At 67.0% G+C, this 22629-nt stretch carries 18 protein-coding genes and 2 pseudogenes; 9 read left to right on the top strand and 11 right to left on the bottom strand.

The window, feature by feature from the left end; translation table 11 throughout:
* Positions 1-28: 28 nt before the first annotated feature.
* From queE to I6H87_RS16270, 3 genes and pseudogenes are all read right to left on the bottom strand, one after another.
* Positions 29-664, bottom strand: coding sequence for a 7-carboxy-7-deazaguanine synthase (gene queE / locus I6H87_RS16280; RefSeq protein ID WP_010809540.1), 636 nt, complete (start codon positions 662-664; stop codon positions 29-31).
* A gap of 503 nt (positions 665-1167) precedes the next feature.
* Positions 1168-1674: a DUF1993 domain-containing protein gene (locus I6H87_RS16275; protein ID WP_011615398.1), complete on the bottom strand. Its 507-nt coding sequence runs from the start codon at positions 1672-1674 to the stop codon at positions 1168-1170.
* 101 nt (positions 1675-1775) lie between these two features.
* A pseudogene (locus I6H87_RS16270) lies at positions 1776-2573 on the bottom strand (LysR family transcriptional regulator).
* Between I6H87_RS16270 and I6H87_RS16265 the strand changes: the two are divergent.
* Positions 2529-2972 (top strand): annotated as a pseudogene (locus I6H87_RS16265) (Bug family tripartite tricarboxylate transporter substrate binding protein); the annotation flags it as partial. The pseudogenes I6H87_RS16270 and I6H87_RS16265 sit on opposite strands and share 45 nt — an antisense overlap.
* Before the next feature lie 154 nt (positions 2973-3126).
* Entirely contained in the window at positions 3127-3528 is a 402-nt protein-coding gene (locus I6H87_RS16260) for a hypothetical protein (RefSeq protein WP_010809543.1), read from the top strand.
* A gap of 18 nt (positions 3529-3546) precedes the next feature.
* On the opposite strand, the gene I6H87_RS16255 is transcribed toward I6H87_RS16260, so the two are convergent.
* The 7 genes from I6H87_RS16255 to I6H87_RS16230 all read right to left on the bottom strand — a co-directional run bounded on the left by I6H87_RS16255 (position 3547) and on the right by I6H87_RS16230 (position 11189).
* Positions 3547-4167 (bottom strand): DUF2239 family protein, encoded by a 621-nt coding sequence (locus I6H87_RS16255; protein WP_011615401.1) that lies wholly within the window; start codon positions 4165-4167, stop codon positions 3547-3549.
* Positions 4168-4248: 81 nt separating this feature from the next.
* The gene (locus I6H87_RS16250) at positions 4249-5862 is read right to left on the bottom strand and encodes an ABC-F family ATP-binding cassette domain-containing protein (RefSeq protein WP_011615402.1); all 1614 of its coding nucleotides are present in this window, start codon (positions 5860-5862) and stop codon (positions 4249-4251) included.
* Positions 5863-6043: 181 nt separating this feature from the next.
* Positions 6044-6553 carry an alkaline phosphatase D family protein gene (locus I6H87_RS34340; protein WP_011615403.1) on the bottom strand — a complete coding sequence of 170 codons (510 nt, stop codon included), beginning with the start codon at positions 6551-6553 and terminating at the stop codon, positions 6044-6046.
* Entirely contained in the window at positions 6531-7814 is a 1284-nt protein-coding gene (locus tag I6H87_RS16245) for an alkaline phosphatase D family protein (protein WP_011615404.1), read from the bottom strand. The genes I6H87_RS34340 and I6H87_RS16245 overlap by 23 nt, the downstream gene beginning before the upstream one ends.
* 335 nt (positions 7815-8149) lie before the next feature.
* Positions 8150-9184, bottom strand: a complete 1035-nt coding sequence (locus I6H87_RS16240; RefSeq protein WP_011615405.1) for a Zn-dependent oxidoreductase — start codon at positions 9182-9184, stop codon at positions 8150-8152.
* Positions 9185-9196: 12 nt separating this feature from the next.
* Positions 9197-10405, bottom strand: coding sequence for a D-mannonate dehydratase ManD (gene manD / locus I6H87_RS16235; protein ID WP_011615406.1), 1209 nt, complete (start codon positions 10403-10405; stop codon positions 9197-9199).
* A gap of 19 nt (positions 10406-10424) precedes the next feature.
* Positions 10425-11189: a GntR family transcriptional regulator gene (locus I6H87_RS16230; protein WP_011615407.1), complete on the bottom strand. Its 765-nt coding sequence runs from the start codon at positions 11187-11189 to the stop codon at positions 10425-10427.
* A 161-nt stretch (positions 11190-11350) separates the two neighbouring features.
* Between I6H87_RS16230 and I6H87_RS16225 the strand changes: the two genes are divergently transcribed.
* From I6H87_RS16225 to I6H87_RS16215, 3 genes are all read left to right on the top strand, one after another.
* Positions 11351-12847 carry a mannitol dehydrogenase family protein gene (locus I6H87_RS16225; protein ID WP_011615408.1) on the top strand — a complete coding sequence of 499 codons (1497 nt, stop codon included), beginning with the start codon at positions 11351-11353 and terminating at the stop codon, positions 12845-12847.
* Between the two features lie 36 nt (positions 12848-12883).
* Positions 12884-13903, top strand: a complete 1020-nt coding sequence (locus I6H87_RS16220) for a TRAP transporter substrate-binding protein (RefSeq protein ID WP_011615409.1) — start codon at positions 12884-12886, stop codon at positions 13901-13903.
* Positions 13904-13965: 62 nt separating this feature from the next.
* Positions 13966-15834 (top strand): TRAP transporter large permease, encoded by a 1869-nt coding sequence (locus I6H87_RS16215; protein ID WP_011615410.1) that lies wholly within the window; start codon positions 13966-13968, stop codon positions 15832-15834.
* Positions 15835-15913: 79 nt separating this feature from the next.
* On the opposite strand, the gene I6H87_RS16210 is transcribed toward I6H87_RS16215, so the two are convergent.
* Positions 15914-16450 (bottom strand): response regulator transcription factor, encoded by a 537-nt coding sequence (locus tag I6H87_RS16210; protein WP_010809554.1) that lies wholly within the window; start codon positions 16448-16450, stop codon positions 15914-15916.
* A gap of 454 nt (positions 16451-16904) precedes the next feature.
* Between I6H87_RS16210 and I6H87_RS16205 the strand changes: the two genes are divergently transcribed.
* From I6H87_RS16205 to I6H87_RS16190, 4 genes are read left to right on the top strand one after another with little or no spacing between them, the layout of a single operon-like run.
* Entirely contained in the window at positions 16905-18047 is a 1143-nt protein-coding gene (locus I6H87_RS16205) for a hypothetical protein (protein WP_011615412.1), read from the top strand.
* Between the two features lie 36 nt (positions 18048-18083).
* Positions 18084-19160, top strand: a complete 1077-nt coding sequence (locus tag I6H87_RS16200; RefSeq protein ID WP_136227771.1) for a serine/threonine-protein kinase — start codon at positions 18084-18086, stop codon at positions 19158-19160.
* Between the two features lie 38 nt (positions 19161-19198).
* Positions 19199-20497, top strand: coding sequence for a hypothetical protein (locus I6H87_RS16195; protein ID WP_011615414.1), 1299 nt, complete (start codon positions 19199-19201; stop codon positions 20495-20497).
* A 51-nt stretch (positions 20498-20548) separates the two neighbouring features.
* Positions 20549-22627, top strand: a complete 2079-nt coding sequence (locus I6H87_RS16190; protein ID WP_011615415.1) for a hypothetical protein — start codon at positions 20549-20551, stop codon at positions 22625-22627.
* Positions 22628-22629: the final 2 nt, after the last annotated feature.

Below are 22629 nucleotides of genomic sequence, written 5' to 3'. Positions count from 1 at the left end.
CCTGTCGATACCGTGGATGCCGCGCCGCTCAGCGGATGCCGAGCAGCTTGTGAGTCTGCAGCGACAGCCGCCAGCGCGGATGGCGCTGGCAGAACGCCACCGCGGCGGCGGTATTTTCCCTCGCCAGCGGGCCATCCATGGCCTGCACCAGGAAATGGCGGAAATCAAGCTGCTCGTATGCGGCAAAGTCCTGGCCCTCCTGCGGGATCACGACTTTGAGCTCGTCACCACGCGTGACCACCAGTTCCGAGCCCATCTTGGGGCTGACGCAGACCCAGTCGATGCCCGGCGGCACGGCGATGGTGCCGTTGGTTTCGATCGCAATCTCGAAGCCCTGCGCATGCAGCGCGTCGATCAGCGGCGCGTCCAGTTGCAGCAGCGGCTCGCCCCCGGTGCAGACCACCAGCGGCTGGCCGCCGGCGCCCTGCGGCCATTCCGACGCGACCACTGCGGCCAGTTCCTCGGCCGTGCGGTACTTGCCGCCGCGCGTGCCATCGGTGCCGACGAAATCCGTATCGCAGAACTGGCACACCGCGCTGGCGCGGTCTTCTTCGCGGCCGCTCCACAGGTTGCAGCCGGCAAAGCGGCAGAACACCGCGGCGCGGCCGGCGTTGGCGCCTTCGCCCTGCAGCGTATAGAAGATTTCCTTGACGGCGTAAGTCATGCGTGGGGGGTCTCTCTGGGACCGTTTGGGGACCGTTAACGGGCATTCGGCCGCCCTTGGGCTGGCCGGGGTTTCAACAGGTATTGGGCAAAGGCCGGATAACAAGTATCACGGATCTGGGCTCGGGCTCCCGGATCGGCGCCGCATGGCTGGCAGCGCGGGCGGTGTGCACCGGGTTTTCCGTGCATGGCTCCGGGCACTGCCGGAGGAACCGCCTGTGGCCTGTCGCAGGCTGCGTCCGGCCTGTCCGGACGTAATGCAAGTATACCAGAGGGGTCAGGGTTTCCGCTTAGAGGCTGGCGGGATGCGGTCCCGGCCGCCGGCCAGGCGCGCGGCAAATATCTCCTGCAGATCACCCGGTTTTGCTGCAAAGGGCCGCCATCGGCGCCCCGGTGCTGACCGCGCTGACCGCGCTGACCGGCGGCTGCCGCCCAAGCTGCTGTTCGACAATGAAAAAGCCGGGATCCGCGCCCGGCTTTTTCCTACTGGCCCCGCTCGGCTTCTTACTTCAGCCCCAGGTAGTCGCGCTTGCCAATCTGCACGCCCTTGTGGCGCAGGATGTCATAGGCCGTGGTCACGTGAAAATAGAAGTTGGGCAGCGCAAAACCCAGCAGGTAGGACTTGCCGTCGAATGTCATCGGCCCCTGGCGCAGCTTCAGCTCGATCGCGCGCTGCTCGCTGCCTTCCAGCTGCTCAGGCGTGACCTGCTCCAGGAACCCGATGGTGCGGGCGATGCGGTCCCGCAGTTCGGCAAAGGTGGTTTCGGTATCGGCGAACGAAGGCACCTCGATGCCTGCCAGCCGCGCGGCGCAGCCCTTGGCGGCGTCGCTGGCGCGCTGCACCTGTGCCGGCAGCGCATCCATGTCGGCGATCAGGCGGGTCTGGATCAGGTCGGCCGGGTCCATGCCCTGCGCCTGGGCGTGGGCCGCGCCCTTGTCCAGGATCGCGGCGAGATTGCCGAGCGCGCGGATGAACAAGGGAATCGAGACTTCGTACATCGAGAGTGCCATGGGGTCTCCTGTGCAGGCCTTGGTTGGAAATTCCTGTGGTCGGGGGCCGTCGGGCCGCACCGCTGCCGCGAGCATAGACCGGATCGGCATTTGCTGCCGGATTACCCCTGCGCGCACGCGGCAGGCGGCTGGATGTCGCGTAGCACTTTACCGATCGAGGCCAGGAAGCGGCGCCCCGCCAATGGCAGCGGCGCCAGGCCGGAATGGGTCGCGCAGATTTCCAGGCCGACCGCGGGCAACACCGGCCGCACCGCCAGCGCCGCGCGCATGGCTGGCGTCACGCTCCACGCATCCACCAGCGCCAGCCCCAGGCCCTGCTGCACAAAGGCGCATGCCGTGACCGGCGAATGCACCTCGATGGCGGGGGCGCCGCTGTCGCTGTCGCCGAAGAAGCCGGCCAGCGCACGGCCCAGCGGCGTGTCGGGCGGATAGCCGATCCACGCGCTGCCGGCAACATCCTCCGGCGTCACCACCTCGCGGCCCGCGAGCGGATGGTCCGGCGGCAACACGCACAGCATCGGCTGGCGCCCGAGCAGCGTGGACGACAGCGTCGGATGCCCCGCCGGCACCATCGACACGCCGACATCGGCCCGACCGCTCAGGAAAATGCCGACCAGTTCGTCGAAGGTGACGCTGCGGTAGTCGACGCGCGTGGGCACGCCGCAGCCAGGTCGTTGACGCGCTGTACGCCGCTATAGACCTGCTCGACCTCGGCAAACAGGCGCCGCCCTTCCGGCGTCGGCAACAGCTTGCCGCGCGCGCTCGAACAAGGGGTAGCCGAGCCGGCTTTCGGTCAGCGCCAGCACCCGGTTGACCGCGGGCTGCGACACATGCAGCATGCGTCCGGCACCACTGATGTCGCCTTTATCCCGTACAACGGCGGCCCCGCCGCGCTGCAGGACCTGATGGGCGGCCGGCTCGACTTCATGTTCAGCAATACCTCCGAGGCCATGCCGCTGATCCGCGGCGGCAAGGTGCGGCCGCTGGCCGTCAGCAGCCTGAAACGCCTTGCGCTGCTGCCCGAGGTGCCGACGCTCGACGAGTCCGGGCTGAAGGGCTACGAGACCGTGGCCTGGGGCGGCGTGGTCGCGCCGCGCGGCACGCCGGCGCCGGTGATCGACAGGATCAACGCCGCGCTGCAAGCTGCGCTGCAGGCGCCGGACGTGCGCAAGGGCCTGGCCGCGCTGGGCGCCGAGCCTGCCGGCGGCTCGCCCGCGCAGCTCCGGCAGCTGATCGATGCCGAGACCGACAAGTGGCGTGCCCCGATTACGTCGGCCCATATCGAGCAGCTGGACTGAACCATGCCCGCGCAACCAGACATTGCCAGAGGGAAGACCTGAGGGCCTGCGGGAAAGATGGCGTGCCCGCAACGGGCAACCGGCGACCGGCAACCTGAATTAACATATCCGGTCATCGTCCCCGCTATCTTGCGGCCTTGTGGCCGCGCCCCACATGAACGCGCCGTTCCCTCTTCGCACGGAATGCCCGCCCGGCGCCTGTATCTGCGGGCGCGAAGCCTTGCTGAGTGACCCCAACGCCGACCTGCGCGTGCTGCGGCTCACCCGGGCCGAAGAAAAGCGGCTGGTCGAACGGCTTGAGCGCCTGACCAGCCTGGCTGAATTGCAGCGCATGGAAAGCCTGATGCAGACCCAGCTGGGCATCGTGCTCACCATTACCCCCAGCGCGCGCGGCGTGCGCACGGTGCGCGGCATCAGCATCCAGGTGCAGGAGCAGCCCGGCCTGTGCCGCAAGATCCGCCAGTCGATCCCAGCCGCCATCCGCCGCAGCATGGAAGAGCATCCCGAGATCGCCTATGCGATCGTGGATGCGCATGACCTGCTGGGCGGCATCTGACCAGGCCCGCGGAGCCGTTCAGGCGTTGCTGTCCGCAAGGCGCATCGCGTGTTCGCGGATATCCGCCGGCCATGCCTCGAGCCGCTGCGCAAAGCCCGCCACATCGCCCGCGAACAAGGCCCGCGTGGCTTCCTCGAAGCCGGGCAAATCTCCCGCCATCGCCACCATGAAGTGGTAGGCCCGTTCGCTGGCGCGGCGGCTGCGGTCCTTGTCCGCGTGGTCCCGGCGCGCCTGCTCGACCAGCTTGCGCAGGGCCACCGATGCCCCGCCTGGCTGGGCGGCCAGCCATTGCCAATGGCGCGGCAGCAGCGTCACCTCGCGCGACACCACGCCAAGCTTCGGGCGCCCGCGGCCCCGGGGCTCGGCCACGTCCGCTGCTTCGTCGTTGTCGCCGGCGGGCTGCCGCACGGCTTCGAGCTGCGCGGCGCGCTCTGCCGTGCGCTCAAGTACGGCGGCCTCCGTCCCGCTCGTATCCAGGTCGATCGAGCGCCCGGTGCCGTCGTCGAAAACCAGCACGGGTCCGCCCGCGCCGGCTTCCAGCGCACGCTTGAGCGCCAGCGCATTGGCTTGCAGCGGGCCCGTGGCGATACGCCGGTGGCCGTCGAAGGTGGTGTAGCTGTGAAGCGTTGCGTTGGTCATGCGGATGCCCCTGGGAGACGATTTCCGAATATTACCCGGATAAAATACGATGTCAATATCATCCGGGTATAAATAAACCGCCTACCAGGGTTCCAGCTTCCACCCGTCCGGCGTTGCCGCCAGGCGATGGGTCAGCCCCAGGCTGCCCATGAACACATCGTCGTGGGACACCACCACCAATGCGCCCTGATAGCCGCGCAGCATCGTCTCCACCGCCTGCACGGACGGCAGGTCCAGGTGGTTGCTGGGTTCATCGAACAACAGCAGCTGTGCCGGCGGATCGGCATACAAGGTACAAGCCAGCGCGGCCTTCAGGCGCTCGCCGCCGCTGAGCAGGCCGCTGGGCGCGGTGGCCTTCTGCGCATCGAGATCCAGCAGCGCCAGCCGCGTGCGCAATGCCGCCTCCCCGGCGGTGTGGTTGGCGGCCAGCATCTGTTCGATGGTTGAGCGCTGCGGCAGCAGGCCGGCCAGTTGCTGGTCGAGATAGGCGCGCTCGGCATGCACCGCGCAGCGGCCGGCAAGCGGCTGCAACTGGCCGGCCAGCAGCTTGAGCAAGGTGGATTTGCCGCAGCCATTGGGGCCGACGACGCCCACGCGCTGCTGGCCCGTCAGCATCAGGCTGATGCGGCGCGTGGCGGCCGGCACGAACGGCAGGTCGACCTCGTCCAGTTCAGCCACGCGGCGTTGCGCGGCCTGACTGACAGGCAACGCGAGCAATACGATCGCGGCATCGTCCTCCACCTGTTGCGCGGCGTCGCGCACGCGCGCATCGAGCGCTTCGCGCGTGGCGGCCTGCTGCAGGCGCAGCCTGCCCGCCGAGGCCTGGCTGCGCTCCTTCTGCCGGCCCAGCAGGATGCTGGCCTGGTTGGCATCGCGCGCCTGCCGGTTGCCACGGGCCTGCCGCCGCTCCTGGCGCTCACGCTGCGCACGCAGCGACTGCTCTTCCCGCTTGCGTTCGAGCTTGCGCTGATCCAGCTGCTGCAAGGCGTTCTCGCGCTCCTGCGCCTTGCATTGCGCATAGAACGAATAGCCGCCGCCATAACTGCGCAGTCCGAGCGACGACAGCTCGACGATGCGCGCCATGCCCTCAAGCAACTGCCGGTCATGGCTGACCACCAGCAGGCCGCGCTGCCAGCGTTGCAGTTGCGCGATCAGCGCCAGCCGGTTCGGCCGGTCCAGATGATTGCTGGGTTCGTCGAGGATCAGGAAATCGGCATCCGACAGCAACGCACCGATCAGTGCCACGCGCATGGCTTCGCCGCCGCTCAGGGTGCTCGCCGGGGTGTGCGCCTGGAGGTGGCCCAGGCCATTGCGCTCCAGCTCCTGCCGCAACCGTTGCGGCATGTTCCAGTGCTCGCCGACGTCATCGAAGTCTTGCGCCGCGGCGCTGCCGGCCTCGATGCGCTGCAGCGCATCCAGCATCGATTGCACGCCAGCCAGCCCGGCCACCGACGTCTGCACGGCATGCGCGGCCTGCTGGGACAGGTAATGCACGCTGCCCGACCGCACGCAACGCCCCGCGGAGGGCTCCAGCTCCCCGCCCAGGATGCGTGCCAGCACGGACTTGCCGATACCGTTGCGCCCGACCAGGCCGGTGGGACGATCGTCGAATTGCTCGGACAGTTCAGAGAAGAGCGTCCGGCCGTCGGGCAGGACGTAGGAAACGCTTTCCAGCGTCAGCTTGGGATTTGACATGCGGGATTCCAGGGATGCCAGGAACTCCCCCTGCTTGGGGGCGGTGGAGACTGGCCGTCATGCAGACGGCGGCATCAATGGCGCATGGTATGAATCCTCCGCGGATGGGGTTTGAATCGGCGAGGCATGGGCACGCATGCCTGAGCACACCGCCCCGCCCTACTCTCTGACTCGATCCAGATTATAAGTTCACCGGATCGGTAGCCAGCAGGTGATTGGTGAACGCCGCCTTGGTCTCGCACCGCCACGTCGCCCACAGCTTGCAGCCGTTCGGGTTGTCCGTGCCCCGGTCCAACTCGATCGCAAGCCAGTTCCTGGCCGGCATCACGTACCGGTTGGATCCGGGGAAGAGCATCATTTCCGCGGACAAGTTGACATCAAGCGCCTGCTTCGACTGAGCGACGTTGTTCAGCACATGGAAGAACAGACGCTCCATGACCCCGACCAGCGAGGGATGCACCACGGCAGTACTGGTCAGCTGCTGTATCTGCGCCCAGTTGTCCTTCGGCCCCACATCTTTCCTGCAGGCGACACCCCAGGCCGCGACATGGACATCGCCAGAGATGATCGTGACCCGCAGCTGCTTCTGGCTGGCGGTCTTGAGCAAGGTCTCCACCAGGCGCTTCCTCTCGCCCTCGTGGTCGTCGTGGGTCCAGTGGTCCTTGAGGTCATCGGCAGCTGTCGAGCACATGATCCTGGCCAAAGTTGTCCAGGAAGGCTTCGGCCAGCGACAGCTTGGGATGCACCACGGGCACGGAAGACATCAGCAGCAGATGCTGGCAATTGATGCCGCCGGGGCTGGCGGCATCGCCCGACTCGATCCCCGACAGCCACCGCTGCAGTGCGCCCCAGGTACCGGGTCCAAGCACCTGTTCCTGGGATCGTTCGGTCCTCAGGTCGGCAACGATCACGCTGACTGGGCCAGCCGAATGCGCGAACGTGAACCCCGGCTGCTCGTCCAGCAACGGCAGCGCAAGCTTGTCGCTGGACAGCACCTGAGACCACTTGACCGGTTCGAACAATGGATCGTCAGACCGGACCCTGACGTCAGTGCGCGGCACCAGGTCGGGAAGCTGCTCGACAGCATGCTGCATCTGGAACACCCAGAAGGCCCGGCGCGCATGGAAGAACAGCCGCTGGAACAACGGACTGCGCTGCATCTCGGAGCTATAGGAACCCCAGCCGTCGAAGATGTCATGGTCATCCCACATCATCACCGTGGGGATCCGTGCCATGGCCTGGGCAGCATCGAGCGGCTTGTCTGCGCTACCCCACCCTGACCTTGCATGAGGCAGCCAGCGCTCGCTGTAGTGCTTGAAATAGTAGTCCTCGATTTCCTTCTCGAGGTCAGCATCCACCGGGTACTGCAGCTGCTCCTCGCGCGTCAACCCGATCCAGCGCTTCAGCAGCTTGAGGTCTTCCCAGATCGAATCGAAGTAGATCTGGTCGCCGCCCATCAGCATCAGATGGAAGCGCTGGTTGCCCTGGTCATGGGTACGCGCCTCGTGCCAGAGCTGCTCCTTGTCCAGCTCATAGCCTGCCGGACGGATGTCCTTGTCGTGGTTGCACAGCAAGTCCGCCCAAACCGCATTCTCAGCCTTGACCAGCTTGCGCATGCCGCTCGGGTCGGAGAATCCGTTGCACGAAACATAGGCCATGCGCGGCGCGTAGCCCTTGCCGGGCACGGTAAAGTGCCACGCTTCCCCGACACCTTCGATGCTGTACGGTACCCGCCGTTCGTTCTTGCGCAGCTTGCAGGACAAGTCGTAGCGCAGATAGGTGTGGCCCGCATGCTGCAGCAGGATCACCGGCTTGCCGGCCTTGCGGCCCTCCACGGTGACCGGAGGAACCCTGGCTTGATCTTCGATGCCGATGAGCGCCGTCACCTTCCATGAGCCATCCGTTCCGAGGCCACGAAACGACAGCACGGGTCCGAGCAGTAGCTTGCTCATTGCGATGGTCTCCCTTTGGTCACCATTTGTTGTTCGGCCGCGGGCTGCGCTGGCGCGATCGCCGCACAAAGCCTGGCGCCGCAATGGGACGCCGGCCCTGCCGGGGACATAAGGTGAACGAAGAGAGAATGCGCGTCAAGCGCCACCTGCTGATTACGCAAGGGTCGTCGACGCTTCAGACACCCCGCCCTGTCAGCCGCGCCAACGTCTGTTCCAGCTCGCGACGATCCGCCTGCCGCTTGGCGGCCGAGCGCTGGGCCAGGTTATGCAAGCTGCGCCGTACGCCCGGCAACTCACCTGCGTGAGGAAGCCCGATGAGCCCGAAATCCGCCATGTCAGCCACCATGGCCAAAGTCAAGCAGCACCTTGCAGCATTTGCCCGGATTGCCCTCGGCCAGTGCAAACGCGCCGGCAACATCGCGAAAATCGACGTGGTGCGTGACAATTTTCCCGGGATTGACCAGGCCTTTCGCGATCCAGTCAATCACCGTCGGGAACATCGCGCAGTTAAGCCGCGAGGCATACAGCGTCAATTCCTTCCTGGTGAGTTCCTGCTGCGGGATCGCCGATGGCGTCGGTGAAAAGCCCAATAACCCGATACGCCCGGCCGGTGCCGCAATGCTCACGGCCTCCTCCAGGATGGCCGGATGGCATACGGCATCGAAGATCAGTGTCGGACCGCCTTCCACGCCTCGCGCCGCCAGCGCCTGTTCGAGGGGCTCGCGCGCGGTGTTGATGACTTCGTCCTCTCCCGCACCGCATTGCCGCGCCAGCGCCAGGCGCTCGTCGAGGTGATCCGTGATGAAGGCGCGGATGCCATGGACGCGCTTGAGTACCTGCATCAGGTTGAGCCCGACCGGCCCCGCGCCATAGATCAATGCCACATCCTGCGCAAGCACGCCGGTGCGGTGCGTGACATTGGCAGCCACGGCAAACGGCTCGATCACCGAAGCGCTGGCTTCGGGCATGCCGTCCGGAATCACATAGGCATTGCCGGCCGGCACGCAGGCGTACTCGCTGAAGCCTCCGTCGCGATGCACCCCGATCACCTGGAGCCGGCTGCACACGTTCTGGCGGCCGATCCGGCATGCGTGGCATTGTCCGCAACTGATGACCGGATCCGCCACCACGCGCTGGCCGATGCGCGACGCATCCACCCCGGCACCCACGGCATCGATGGTGCCGACGAACTCGTGGCCGATGACGCGCGGATACGCCACGAACGGATTGTGACCGCGGAAGATATGCAGGTCGGAACCGCAGATGCCGGCATAGCGCACGCGTACGCGCACCTCGCCGGCAGCGGGCTCCGGCATTGGCCGCTCGCATACGGCCATGCTGTTGGGTTCTTCGACAACAATGCTAAGCATCGGAAACTCCGGCTACCAGTGCCACATCGCGCCATCCGCCAGCCGCGCAACCGGCAGGTAGGCACGTTCGTAGGGATACTTTGCGGCCAGTGCTTCGTCGATATCGACACCAAGGCCCGGCACCTCGTCCATGACCAGGTAGCCGTCTTCAAAGCGGTAGTTGTGGGGAAAGACCGCATCAGTCAGTTCGCTGTGCGGCATCAGTTCCTGGATGCCGAAGTTGGGCGCCCACAGCCCGAAGTTGACCGCGGCCGCCATGCACACCGGCGACAGGTCGGTCGCCCCATGGAACCCAGTACGCACCTGGTACATGGCCGCAAAATCCGCGATGCGCCGCACATGGGTGATGCCGCCCGCGTGCACGATGGTGGCGCGGATGTAGTCGACCAGTTGCTCGCTGATCAGCGTCTTGCAGTCCCAGACCGAGTTGAAGACTTCCCCCACGGCCAGCGGCGTGGTGGTGTGCTGGCGGATCAGCCGGAACGCCTCCTGGTTCTCTGCCGGCGTGGCGTCTTCCAGCCAGAACAGGCTGAAGGGCTCTAGCGCCTTGCCGAGCCGCGCGGCCTCGATCGGCGTCAGGCGATGGTGGGCGTCGTGCAGCAGGAGGGGCCCGAAACCCACGGCGTCGCGCACCTTGCGGAACAGTTCAGGCGTATGGCGCAGGTAGAGCGAAGTATCCCAGGGCTCTTCCGACGGCAGGCCTTTCTCGGCGGGCTCATAATGCCCGCCACCCTTGCCCACGCCATACACCTTGCCCAGGCCGGGCACGCCGGACTGCACGCGGATGGCCTTGTAGCCCTGCTCCACATGACGCTGCACGGCCTCCACGGCCTCGGCGTGGTCGCGCCCGTTGGCATGGCCATACACCATCAGCCCCCACCGGCTTCTGCCGCCCAGCAACTGGTACACCGGCATGCCGGCCAGCTTGCCCTTGATATCCCACAAGGCCATGTCGATGGCTGCGATGGCGGTCATCGTGACCGGGCCGCGGCGCCAGTAGGCGCCGCGATACAGGTATTGCCAGATGTCCTCGAGGTTGCGGGGATCGCGCCCGATCAGGCATGGAATCACGTGCTCGTCCAGATAGGCCTGGACCGCCAGTTCCCGCCCGTTGAGCGTGGCATCGCCCAGGCCATGGACGCCTTCATCCGTCATCACCTTGACCGTGACAAAGTTGCGCCCCGGACAGGTGACAATGGTTTGTACCGATTCGATCTTCAAGTCGCCTTCCCCCGCGAGGTCAGTCAGTGAAATAGCTCTCCGGCGCCTGCTTGCGCAACGCCTGGAGGTGCTCGGTGATGTGGTTGATATGCGAAGCGACGCTGGCCCCGAGGCCCGCGACATCGCGTGCCGCCATCTGCGCCAGCATCTGCTCGTGCTCCTGCAGCGCGCGGCTGGCGTGGTCGGCCACCCGGCCCAGCAGCAGCCAGCGCACCCGGTCGAAATGCCGCTTGATGGGCTCGAGCATGGCCCAGACGTTGTGCCGGCCCGCAAACTCGAACAGCCTGCGGTGCATCAGCTCATCCAGCTCCGAGAACAAGTCGGTCTGGTTGCCGGCGACGGCGGCGCGCTGGCGCTCGACGATGCTGCCGAACTCCGCCAGTTGCTCGCTCGTGATGGACAGCGCCAGCTGCACGTGATTGGCGCATTCCAGCGTGCAGCGCACGAAGCGTCCCTCCTCGATCAGCGAAGTGCGCACCGGCGCAACGATGGTGCCGACCTGCCGGTAGATCTGCACCAGCTGCTCGTCTGCCAGCATGGCCAGCGCTTCACGTACCGGCGTGCGGCTGACCTCGATTGCCTGGGAGATCGCCGCCTCCGACAGCGCCATGCGCGGGGGCAGCGTGCCGCGCACGATGGCTCGCTGCAACATCGCATGGACCTGGGCGGTGTAGGAGCGGTCCTTTTCCAGCTGGAAGCCAGCCAGCGCACGGGTCAGGACCTCTTCGGCATTGAAGGCTTCCTGGGAATTTTCGCGGACAAGCGAGATACGGGAGGCGCGCATTTGGGGTCGGTTATTTGAGTGTCACTGCCATGGTAGCACGTCGCCATTTTCCCAATCGTTCGGCGTAAACCCGCATGGATTCGCCAAATACTCGCGACTACAGTGCACAACACCGCCGCACTACCATGGCAGTAACCAGAGAAATGTGATCCTATATCGATATGCAGCCCATTTCCGCCACGGCAGCACGCCATCAGCGCCTCTCACAAGAAGCCCTTCTCAAGGTGCGTGCCGGGGTCGAGCGTCCTCGCTACGATCGCTCCGGCCTGGGCCGGGGCATCGTGCATCTGGGTCTGGGTGCATTCCACCGCGCCCACCAGGCGCTGTACACCGAAGCCGCCCTGGCGCAGGGCGATACCCGGTGGGGAATCATCGGCGTCAGCTTGCGCAGCCCCGCCACGGGCAACACGCTGCAAGCCCAGGACCATCTCTATTCGGTCACCGAGCGTCATGGCGATGCCAGCCACACACGGATCGTCGGTGCCGTGGTTGCGTCGCTGTATGCGCCACAGGCCCTGAAGCAGGTAATCGACGCCATCGCTGACCCGGCGGTCAGCGTCGTCACCAGCACCGTGACCGAGAAGGGTTACAGCCAGCTCCCGTCAACGACCGGGCTCGACCTCGGCGATGAAAACATCCGCCACGACCTGGCCAACCCGGAGCGCCCCCGCAGCACCCTCGGCATCCTTGCGGCGGGCATACGCCGCCGGCCGCGCGGCGCCCCGCTCAGCGTGGTGTGCTGCGACAACATGGCGGGCAACGGCGACACCTTGCGTCGGCTGCTTGCACAGTTCGCGGAACTGTCCGATCCAAACCTGCCACGGCGCATCGAGGACGAGATCGCACTGCCCAATTCAATGGTCGACCGGATCGTGCCGGCCGCCAGCACAGCATCGCTCGACCTGGCCAGCCGGCTGCTCGGCGTGCGCGACGAAGCCGCCGTCGTGTGCGAGCCCTTCACGCAATGGGTCATCGAAGACCGTTTCGCGGGACCACGGCCCGCATGGGAAGCCGGTGGCGCGCTGCTGACGACCGATGTCCGGCCTTACCAGGCAATGAAGCTGCGCCTGCTCAACGGCACCCATTCGGCAATGGCCTATGCCGGTCAGCTTGGCGGATTTTCCAGCATCGCAGACGTCATGGCGAATCCCGCTGCCGCCGCATTCGCGCGGGGCGTAATGCAAGACTTGCGCGCCACTGTTGCGGCGCCGCCAGGCTATGACGTCGACCGCTACTGTCGCGAACTGCTGCATCGCTTCGAGAATACCGCCCTCGCCCACCTGACCGCACAGATCGCGACGGATGGCACGCAGAAGATCCCCGTGCGCTGGCTGCCCGCCTTGCGCGAAAGCTGCAGCGCGGGCGTCGAACGGCCATTCCTTGAGCGTGCGCTGGCGATGTGGCTGCATTACCTGCGAACCGGCCGCAGCGACTGCGGCGAGGTACTTGCGATCAGCGACCCCGGCGCCGCGGCATTGGCCGATCGCCTGCGCAGCGCAGGCTGCGACGCCGATGCCGCGCGCCAGGCGCTCGGCCATGCCGCCGTCTTTGGCACCACGCCGTGGCCCGCGCCCCTTGCCGCCCGCCTTGCCGCTTACCTGGCGGCACTGGCAAACCGCGGCGCGGCGGCATTGCTGTCCATGCCGCCGCGCCAATAAGGCGCCAGATCTTTCAATACAGGAGCACACATCACCATGACCTTCTCCCTGACACGCCGCCAGTTCGGCGCCCTGGCCGCAGGCAGTCTCGCGCTCGCATTGCCGGTACGCCACGGCCTTGCCCAGGGCGCCGGCATCCGGCTCAAGTACGGCACGGCGTTTCCTGCGGACCACCCGGGCACACTGCGCATCAAGGAAGCCGCGGAGGCCATCCGCAAGGACACCGGCGGCAAGGTGGATCTCCAGGTGTATCCCGCCAGCCAGTTGGGCAGCGAGCCCGACATGATCTCGCAGACCCGCGCCGGAGCCATGGATTTCATGTCCACTGCCGGCACCAACCTGCAGACGCTGGTGCCGACCGCCGGCATCAACGGTGTCGCCTTTGCCTTCAAGGACTACGCCACGGTCTGGGCGGCCATGGATGGCGACGTCGGCGCGCACGTGCGGGCAGCGCTGGGCAAGGTCAACCTGCACGTGTTTGAAAAGTGCCTGGACAACGGCTACCGCAATATCACCTCGGCCAGCCGGCCGGTTCAGACCCCTGCGGACCTGAAGGGCTTCAAGATCCGCGTTCCCGGCATCCCGCTCTGGATCTCGATGTTCAAGGCGCTTGGCGCCGCGCCCACCGCCATTCCGTTCGGCGAGCTCTACTCCGCGCTGCAGACGCGGGTGGTGGACGGCCAGGAAAACCCGCTGGCCCTGATCCGCAGCGCCAAGCTGTACGAAGTCCAGAAGTTCTGCTCGCTTACCGCGCATACCTGGGATGGCCACTTCATCTTCGGCAACGCCAGGAAATTCCAGGCGCTGCCCAAGGAAGTGCAGGCGACCATCGCCACCCATTTCAACAGCGCGGCGCTGCGCCAGCGCGAAGACATCGCCAGGCTGAATGTCGATGCGCAGGCGGAACTGGGCAAGCTCGGCATCGCGCTGAACCGGCCCGATCCCGCGCCCTTCCGCCAGTTGCTGCAAAGCGCGGGCTTCTACACCGAGTGGAAGAAGAAGTACGGCGAGGAAGCCTGGGCCAAGCTCGAGAAATACGCGGGCCGCCTGGCCTGACGCCATACCACCAGACTGAACGAGAAGCCGCGCCTCAGCGCGTGCCGCATGGAGACACGACGATGGAGCACACTGCCGAAACCTTCGCTGGCGCACCGCAGGAACCAGGCGCCGCCCTTGCCGTGTGGGGCCGCGCCATGCGCTGGGCCGTGGAGATTCCGGCCGCGCTGATCGTGCTTGCCGAGATCGCCATCCTGGGCGGTGGCGCCTTCGCGCGCTATGTCCTGCATGCGCCGATCCCCTGGACCGATGAACTGGCCAGCATCCTGTTCCTCTGGCTGGCCATGCTGGGCGCCATCATTGCGCTGCAGCGCAGCGCGCATATGCAACTGACCACCTTCATCAAGGACCTGGCGCCGGGCAGGCGCGCGTGGCTCGATGCCTTTGGCATGTGGCTGGTGGTGGCGTTCCTGCTGATGCTGGTCTGGCCGGCCTACGAGCACCTGAGTGAACACATCGAAGTCTCGTCGCCAACGCTGGAGATCAGCGAGGGCTATCGCTCCGCGGCGGTGCTCGCCGGCGCGCTGCTGATGCTGGCGACGGCCGTCATCCGGCTGGTCGCGCAGGCCGACTGTAAACGGGTTCTCGTCAGCGGCGTGGCGGTGGGCGTAATCGGGGCAATCTTGTGGGCCTTGTCCCCGGTGCTGGCAGAACTCGGCAACATCAACCTGGTGATCTTCTTCCTGCTGGTGCTGGTGGTATGCGTCGCCATTGGCGTGCCGATCGCCTTTGCCTTCGGCCTGGCCACCATGTGCTACCTGGCCTTCACCACCACGACCCCGCTGTCGATCGTCCCGAACCGCATGCAGGAAGGCATGTCGCACCTGATCCTGCTCGCCGTGCCGCTCTTTGTCTTCCTGGGCGCGCTGATCGAGATGACCGGACTGGCGCGCGCCATGATCAGTTTCCTCGCCAACCTGATCGGGCATGTGCGCGGCGGCCTGCAGTACGTGCTGCTCGGCGCGATGTATATCGTGTCCGGCATCTCCGGCGCAAAGGCAGCCGACATGGCAGCGGTCGCGCCCGCGCTGTTCCCGGAAATGAAGCAGCGCGGCGCCAGGGACGGTGACCTGATCGGATTGTTGTCGGCGTCCGGCGCGATGTCCGAAACGATCCCGCCCAGCATCGTGCTGATCACGGTGGGATCGGTCACCGGTGTGTCGATCACCTCGCTCTTCATCGGCGGCCTGATGCCTGCGGCCGTGGGCCTGGTCATGATGGCCTGCGTAGGCTGGTTCCAGACGCGCAAGGAAGACATGAGCACGGTGGTACGCCCTACGCGCGCCGTGATCGTGAAATCGCTGCTGGTGGCCCTGCCGGCCCTGGCCTTGCCCGTGATCATCCGCACCGCGGTAGTGGAAGGCGTGGCCACCGCGACCGAAGTGTCCACCATCGGCATCTTCTACGCAGTGCTCGCCGGCATCTTCGTCTACCGGCGCTTCCACTGGCGCAGCATCTACCCGATGCTGGTCGATACCGCTGCGCTGTCCGGCGCGATCCTGCTGATCGTCGGCTGCGCCACCACAATGGCGTGGGCGCTGACGCAATCGGGCTTCGCCGGCGACCTGGTGAAGATCATGTCCGCCGTGCCGGGCGGCAAGACCGGATTCCTGCTGGTGTCGGCGCTGGCATTCGTCCTGCTCGGCAGCCTGCTTGAAGGCATCCCGGCCATCGTGCTGTTCGGCCCGCTTCTGTTCCCGATCGCAAAGATCGTCGGCGTGCATGAAGTCCACTACGCCATGGTGGTGATCTTCGCCATGGGCCTGGGCCTGTTTGCGCCACCGTTCGGCGTCGGCTTCTACGCGGCTTGCGCCATCGGGCGGGTCTCGCCTGACGTGGCCATGCCGCGGGTCTGGCCGCACATGGCGGCGCTGCTGGTGGCTTTGCTGCTGCTGACACTGGTGCCTTGGTTCTCGATCGGGTTCCTGTGAATGCAGTCTTTCGTGCACCCGTCGATGTCTGCCTGAAAAATCGTGTCGTTCCTTCCGGTTAGCCGATACCGGACCGCTGTCAGGTTTGGGCGCCGTCCGCGCCTCCAGCGCATGCCTGCATATAGCAGAACACCATCGCCGCGCGCGATCGGACACCGAGTTTGCAGTAGATCGTCTTGAGATACGAGCGGACGGTAAATTCGCTGATATGAAGCCGGCCCGCGATCTGCTTAGTCAAATAGCCCATGCAGACGAGTTGCACGATCTGCAGTTCGCGCACGGTCAACACGCTTCGCACATCGGGGACGGCGGGACGCGGCTCGCCGGCCGGCAGCGGCGCGGCCGCCGGCACGGCCACCGGATCAGCGATCAGGGCGTAATAGTTCCCCTCGAACTCGAACTGGGTAATCTCGCCTTCCCCGTACGCCCCCCCGCGTGGCGCACGCAGGCCGCCTACCTGCAGCAACCGACATCGCCGGCCGCCCAGTTCGACCTCGCAGACCTCTCTCCCCCAACTGCCCGACCGGATTGCCGCCGCCCCGTACCCGGCCGTGGGCGAATCCCCTAATGCGCTGTACGGTGCCAGCAGCGCCCCCCGGCGGAATCTGTGAAGCATGGTTTTTCCTTCTTGTCGTTCCGCCTGGCAACACGACGACGAGCGAACGGCACGCCGGATGCCCGCATGACGGCACAGCTCAACTGCCGGCTTCGAGTCCGCATTCGTATCCGTGCGCGCTGACAAGCTGCGTTCCCCTGAGTCAGGCTGCAGTGCCCCCGCTGCACTTTTCCCTGACACAGGCCGCTCGAAACTTCTTTGTTTTGGCATATGGCCGGTGACTTTGCAAGGAAAAAGCGAGAGCGCAAGCAGGCTACCCCATTCCGGCTACGGCAAGGCGGCACGCCCCGCCTTGCGGGCCCGTTGTGCCGTACCCCGATGCGCCGGTCCTGTCGCGCCCGGCCGGTCGCGCGAATCCCGCCGTGCCAGAGGCATCGGGCGATGCGGCGGGCACCTCGCCGCATCTAGAGTGGCCATGACAGCGGCATGACACACGGCCGCGTGGAGGCATGCGATGAGCGACCAATTCGACAATGACCTGATGGAAGACCTCAGTTTGGACGAATACGCCAGTAGCACGGACTACGGCGACACGGCCGACGACGCCGCCGATCATGCCGCGCTGCAATCGGGCTTGGCGCGGACCGCGTCCCCGTTTGACGAGGACGGGGGCGACGATGCTTTCACGGACGAGACAGATTCGGCCGATATGGCGGCCGCGCAAGACACCGACATCGGCGACCACATCGACCAGATGGCCGTATGGAACGCCTTCGAGGAAGAAGTAGCCGACGGCCTCGACGCCGCCGACGACGACGAATTTCTCGGCCGCCTGCTGGGCGGCCTCGGCCGCGCGGCCGGGGTGATAAGCCGCCAGGCCGGACGCATGCAGGGCGTCGCACGAAGGGCGGGCCGCGTGGCGGGACAGGTGGGCCGGGTGGCGCAGGCTGCTTCCCCCACCGCCAACGCGGCGGCCGCCCTTGCGCGCATGCTGGGCGCGCCGAACCTTGCGCGCGGCCTGCAAACCGCTGGCCGCCTTGCCGGGGACGTCAGCCACGCGGCGCGCCAGGCGCGCCGGCAGGCGGGCGCCCTCGGCACCCTTGGCGGCGGCACTCAGGACATGCTCGCGCAGATCAGCCAACTGCTCGCCTCGCAGGCCAGCGCGAGCCAGGGCATGGACGCGATGATCGATCTCTATGCCAACGACGGCATCGACGAGGCCCTGCCCGCAGCGGTGGCGCTCGCCACGCGAGCCGCCGCGCGCGGACTCGGCCTGTCAAATGTGGCGCAACTATCGGCCGCGGGCCGGCGGCAACTCGTGCGCGGCGTCGCCAGCGCGGCACGCGAACTGGCGCGCGCAGGCGGACCCGGGGCCACACGCGCCCTGGCACCGCTGGCGCGCGCCGCCACCCGCGTCGCACGCCAACGCCAGCAACCGCCGAACCAGGCCGCGCGGGCGCTGCGCCGTGGGCTGCCCCAGGCCGCGCGCCGCGTCGTCGCCAATCCCCGCATGCTCGATCGCCTGGCGCAACCCGCTCCCCCTGGGCCGATGGCCCGCCCCACAGGCATCGGCCGCGGCGTGCGCACCATCCGGCCGAGAAGACCCCGGACCTTCCACTTCGGCGGACCTGTGACGCTGACGGTCGCACCCCGCTGAGCCAATCAACTTGAGCCGCACACCAAGGAGCACACCATGGACCGATTCGAGGCCGATGTAATGGACGAGCTGATGGATGAAGCCGCCGAGGGCCCCACTCGAGGCAGCGCGATGGACCTGATGCACGACGACGGGTACGACGAATCCGACGAGGGCAACGACAGCTACGACGAATGGGATGAAGGCGAGGACAACTTCGTCGGCCGCGTGCTCGCAGGCGGCGCGACCCAGTATGACGAAGGCGAGGACGAGGGCGATACCTACGAGGACGTGGACGGCATCGACTCCGTCGACGAATACGAGGCCGCCTACGACGAACTGGACGGCATGGAGGACGCCGTGGCCGATGCCATGGAAGCCGGTGACGCCGACGAGTTCTTCCGCCGCCTGCGGCGCATGGCGAGCGGCGCGGTCAATGTCGCGCGCCGCGTGGGGCAAGGCATTGGGCAGGCCGCGCGTGTGGTGGGACCGATCGCCAGCATGATTCCTCTTCCACAAGCGCAGTTGATCGGGCGCATCGCCAATGTGGCCGGGCGCATGCTCGCCGACGGCGCCGACGAGTATGAGACCTTCGACGAACTGGTGGATGGACTCGACGAGGATGCGATCGACGCCGCCGCGCCGGTGCTGGCCGGCATGGTGCTCCGCCGCGCCCTCCCCTCGGTCGCGCGCGCCGCGCCCGCCGTGCGTCGCGCCGCGGTGCGCGGCGTGGCCCAGGCGGTGCGAACGGCCACCCGCACCAGCGGCGCCCCCGCGGCACGCGCGGTTGCACGCGCGGTGCGCGCCACGCAACGCACAGTGCAGGCGCGCCAGCTGCCGCCGCGCGCCGCTGTGCGTACCGCCACCCGCACCGCGCAAGCCGTGGCACGGCGACCCCAGGCGGCGCGCCAGCTGTCGCAGCCGCTGGTGCCTGCGGCGCGCCGGGCCACGCCGCGCGGCCGCGGCGCGCAGGCCGCCGCGCGCACGATAGCGCCGTTAGCGCGCCGTGTCGCGGCAACCGGCCCGCGCGCCCAGTCCCGCAACTATGGCGGCCATGGCGTCGGCTGCCCACACTGCGGCGGCCGTCGCATGCATGTGCGTGGGCCGGTGACCATCATCGTCCGTGGCGCATGAATCGTCGCCAGTGACACCGATCGGAACGGGGGCCGGCCATGAACCTGCAGCGATTCCTGAGCGCGAAGATTCGCGGCCTGTCCGCGCGCCTGTCGCGGCTGGCCCGGGTCGACAACGCCTTTGTCGGACTGCGCCCGCAAGACATGCCCCATGCGCCTTCGCAGCAACATTTCGACACGGCCAACGCGCGGCTGGCCCAGGCCGAGCAACGCATCCGCGCGCGCTTCGATCAGATGCTGCCGGACTGGCAGCAGAGGCCTGCGCAACGGGTGTTGATCGACGTGGCGCTGGTCGAGCGCGAACTTGACCGCGCGCGGCGGCTGTTCGGCATGTTCTACGAAGTGTTCGCGCAGCGGGGCACGAGCTTCGGCCCGTCGCTCGCCGCGCACGACGTCATCGCCGAAGACTGCTACCGCGCCGTTCGACGCGCCGCGCCACGCGTCTTCGATGGCCCGCTGCTCAAGCCGGTCTGCTACATGGAGCACGGCTATTCTCCCGCGACGATGCGCCGTGGCGTGGCGCTGTCGCGGCTGCTCGGCGAGGCCAATCCCTTTCCGCTGATCCGCATACCCTGGGACCGAGACCAGCCGTGGCAATCGGTCTTCCTGCATGAAGTCGCCCACAACCTGCAGGCCGACCTCGGCATCTGGAGGGAAAACCGCCAGGCCGTACTCAGGCGCACCATGGGCAAGACGCGCGATCCCTTCCTCGCCACCGTCTACGGCCGCTGGCACAAGGAGATCTTCGCGGACCTCGCGGCCATCCTGCTCGGTGGCCCGGCGGCGGCCTGGGGCATGGCGGATTTCCTCGCGCACCCCCAGCCGCGCACCATGACCTACCGGCCCGGCGGCGCGCATCCCACCGCCTACCTGCGTGTCTACCTGCTGGCCGAAATGCTACGCCGGCTCGGCTTCGCGCGCGACGCCGCACGGTTGTTACGGGTTTGGCAAAACCTGTACCAGCCCTCCGCCGGGCACCGCATACCCGCCGCGCTGATGCTGAGCGTGCCGCGCATCGTCCCGGACGTCGTCGACGAGATTGCGTTCCAGACGCGCCGCAACCTCGCCCAGCGCGCCCTGGCCGACATCATTCCCTTCTCGCGTGACGACGAGGCGGCCATTCGCGAAGGCGCGCGGCTGCTTGCGTCCGAACGTGAAACCGGACTGCCTCCCCGCCACCTCGTGAGCGCCGCGCACTACGCGATAGTGGACGGGCGCATCCCGCCGAGGCGCCTCGCGCACTGCGTGATCGGCCAGCTGAGCGCGCGCATGGCCTCGCGACGCCCGCGCGCAGCGCCGTACGAGCCGCAGCCTGCGCTATTGCACCTGGTGTCGTAGGCGCGCACGACAACACACGCATCACGCCGTTCAACGCAACAGAGGATCACCATGGCCTATCCCGCGATTCCCCAACCGGTTCCGTCCGGCTCCGACGGCAAACCCATGAGCATCGGAAACAGCCAGCGGCTCGCCTTCGATACCCTGCTGCGGCGCGAACTGAAGATCGGAGATCCCAACGACGCCCAGCAGATCGCGAGAGCATTGCTGGACCGCTACCAGTCCGACGCGCGCGCGCAGGGTATCGGCGGCGAGGCTCAGGGACTGCCGTTCCTGAATACCGCGGCTCCACGGCCCTCGGCCATCGCTGCGCCGGAGGCGACCGCGACCAATCTGGATCTGGATCAGGCCCGGGCGGATGTGGAGCAGGATCTGCAGCAACTGATCGCGAGCAACCTGACCAAGGACATCCGGCCAGAGCTGGAGGGGTGGCATCAGACCCTGTCCCTCACCATCGACGATGGCGTCGCGGCGGCACGCCAGTCCCTCGACCCCTACAGCCGGGACCGGGCTTTCGCCGCACGGCGGCGCCTGGGCGAATATGCCAGGCTGGCGCGGATGGTGGGCGCGCTGTCCACCGAGCTGAACGAAAGCTATCGCAATCTCGGGCAGAGCCTCGACGAAGTGGCTGCGGTGCTTCTGGTGTTGATGGGCGAGGCGCTCGCCAATACAGGCTTCCAGGGCGGGCGCACATTACTGCGCGTGCCCTACTCTGAACTGCAGGCGCGGCGCGACCAGGTGCTGGTGTGCCTGCGCAATATGTCGGGCGTGGCCCAGGAATCGCTGGACCAGAACACGATGCCGCGAGGCCTGGCCGCCTATCGCGGCCTGCACGCCAGTCTCGAAGCGCATGGCCAGTCGGACCTGCGGGCACTGCTCCACGAAGCCGACCTTTCCCGTGCGATGGACGAAATGATCCAGCTGTGTGCGGGAGGCTCGAGCGACGGGCTGCGCCGGGTCGGCGCGACCGCATGGAACATGCTCGGGCGGTTCTCGCGCTTCGTGCAGGTGACGCTGCACCTGCCGGTCCGCGACGCGCCACCGCTGCTGGCGTTTCAGGACGCCTTGCAGTTGTTCGTGGACGGCTTCCAGGCTTCCGGCGGCCTGCGCCTCCTGCGCATTGCGCGTCCCAGCGTACTGATGTATGGCCTTTACGGAGGGAGCGGCACCACCTTTGCCGAGCAGCGTCTGATGAATCTGGTCAGTCTGCGCGGCAGATTTGCTTCGACCATCGACTGTGTCACCCGTTGCGACTGCGACCCCGATACGCTCAAGCTGCAGGTCCTGCTTGACCGTGTCCTGCACGATCTCGACCGCGCAATCGATCTCTACGCCAACGGCACCGAAGAGTTTGGCATGCCGGAACAGCGTGCCGCCGCCCACGCCATCTTTGCGCTGGCGCTGCGTTACCCCGATGTCTGGCTCGATGCCGCTGCACCGATGAAGGACATCACCAATCCCGACAACCCGACGGGCGCAATGCTGTCGGAAATGGCCGCACTGCTGATCCCGGCAGGGGTCAGCTTCGCCGCCCCGCAGGATCCGGTCATCCCCGCGCCCCAATGGCGTGTATGGGACAAGCACACCATTGATCACTTCGATCTGACGGGGCCGGCAGGACCGACACCGCTCGCCTGGCTGATGCATGGCGAGCTTGTGCTCCAGCTGCAGGCCGAGCGCGCACTGCGGCCCATCGTCGAACAGATGACATCCGGCTGCATTCCGGCCTCGGATATGCTTGCAGATGCGACGCTCGCCCCCGTCTATCACAGTCCGCCACATATGGGGACCTTTGGCAATATCGGAATGCTGCCGGGATACCAGCGCGGCGCGTTGATGATGATCGAGCAGCGCGTGCCCGAGTGGCACCGGCGCAACCGCGACTATCGCGAGCACGCCCCGCAGATTCCGCCACATCCGGACGGCTCGATCGATCGTATCGCGCACGAGTTGGGGGAACGGAATCGCCGGCGACTCCTTACGCCGGGCACGTCCGCCGTGCCGCCCGCCGCTGCCCCCGCCCCTCTCACTCCCGGTGCGGCTGATGCCTTCGACGGCACCGAAGGTACTGGCGCCGACGGTAGCGGAGCGGGCCCTGCGGGTCCCGACGGCGGCCCTGCCAAGGCCTGACC

It is taken from the genome of Cupriavidus necator (assembly GCF_016127575.1).
In the GTDB taxonomy this organism is placed as follows: Bacteria; Pseudomonadota; Gammaproteobacteria; order Burkholderiales; family Burkholderiaceae; genus Cupriavidus; species Cupriavidus necator_D.
Note: the sequence above shows the minus strand (reverse complement) of the source record. Positions and strands in the feature narration are given on the sequence as shown.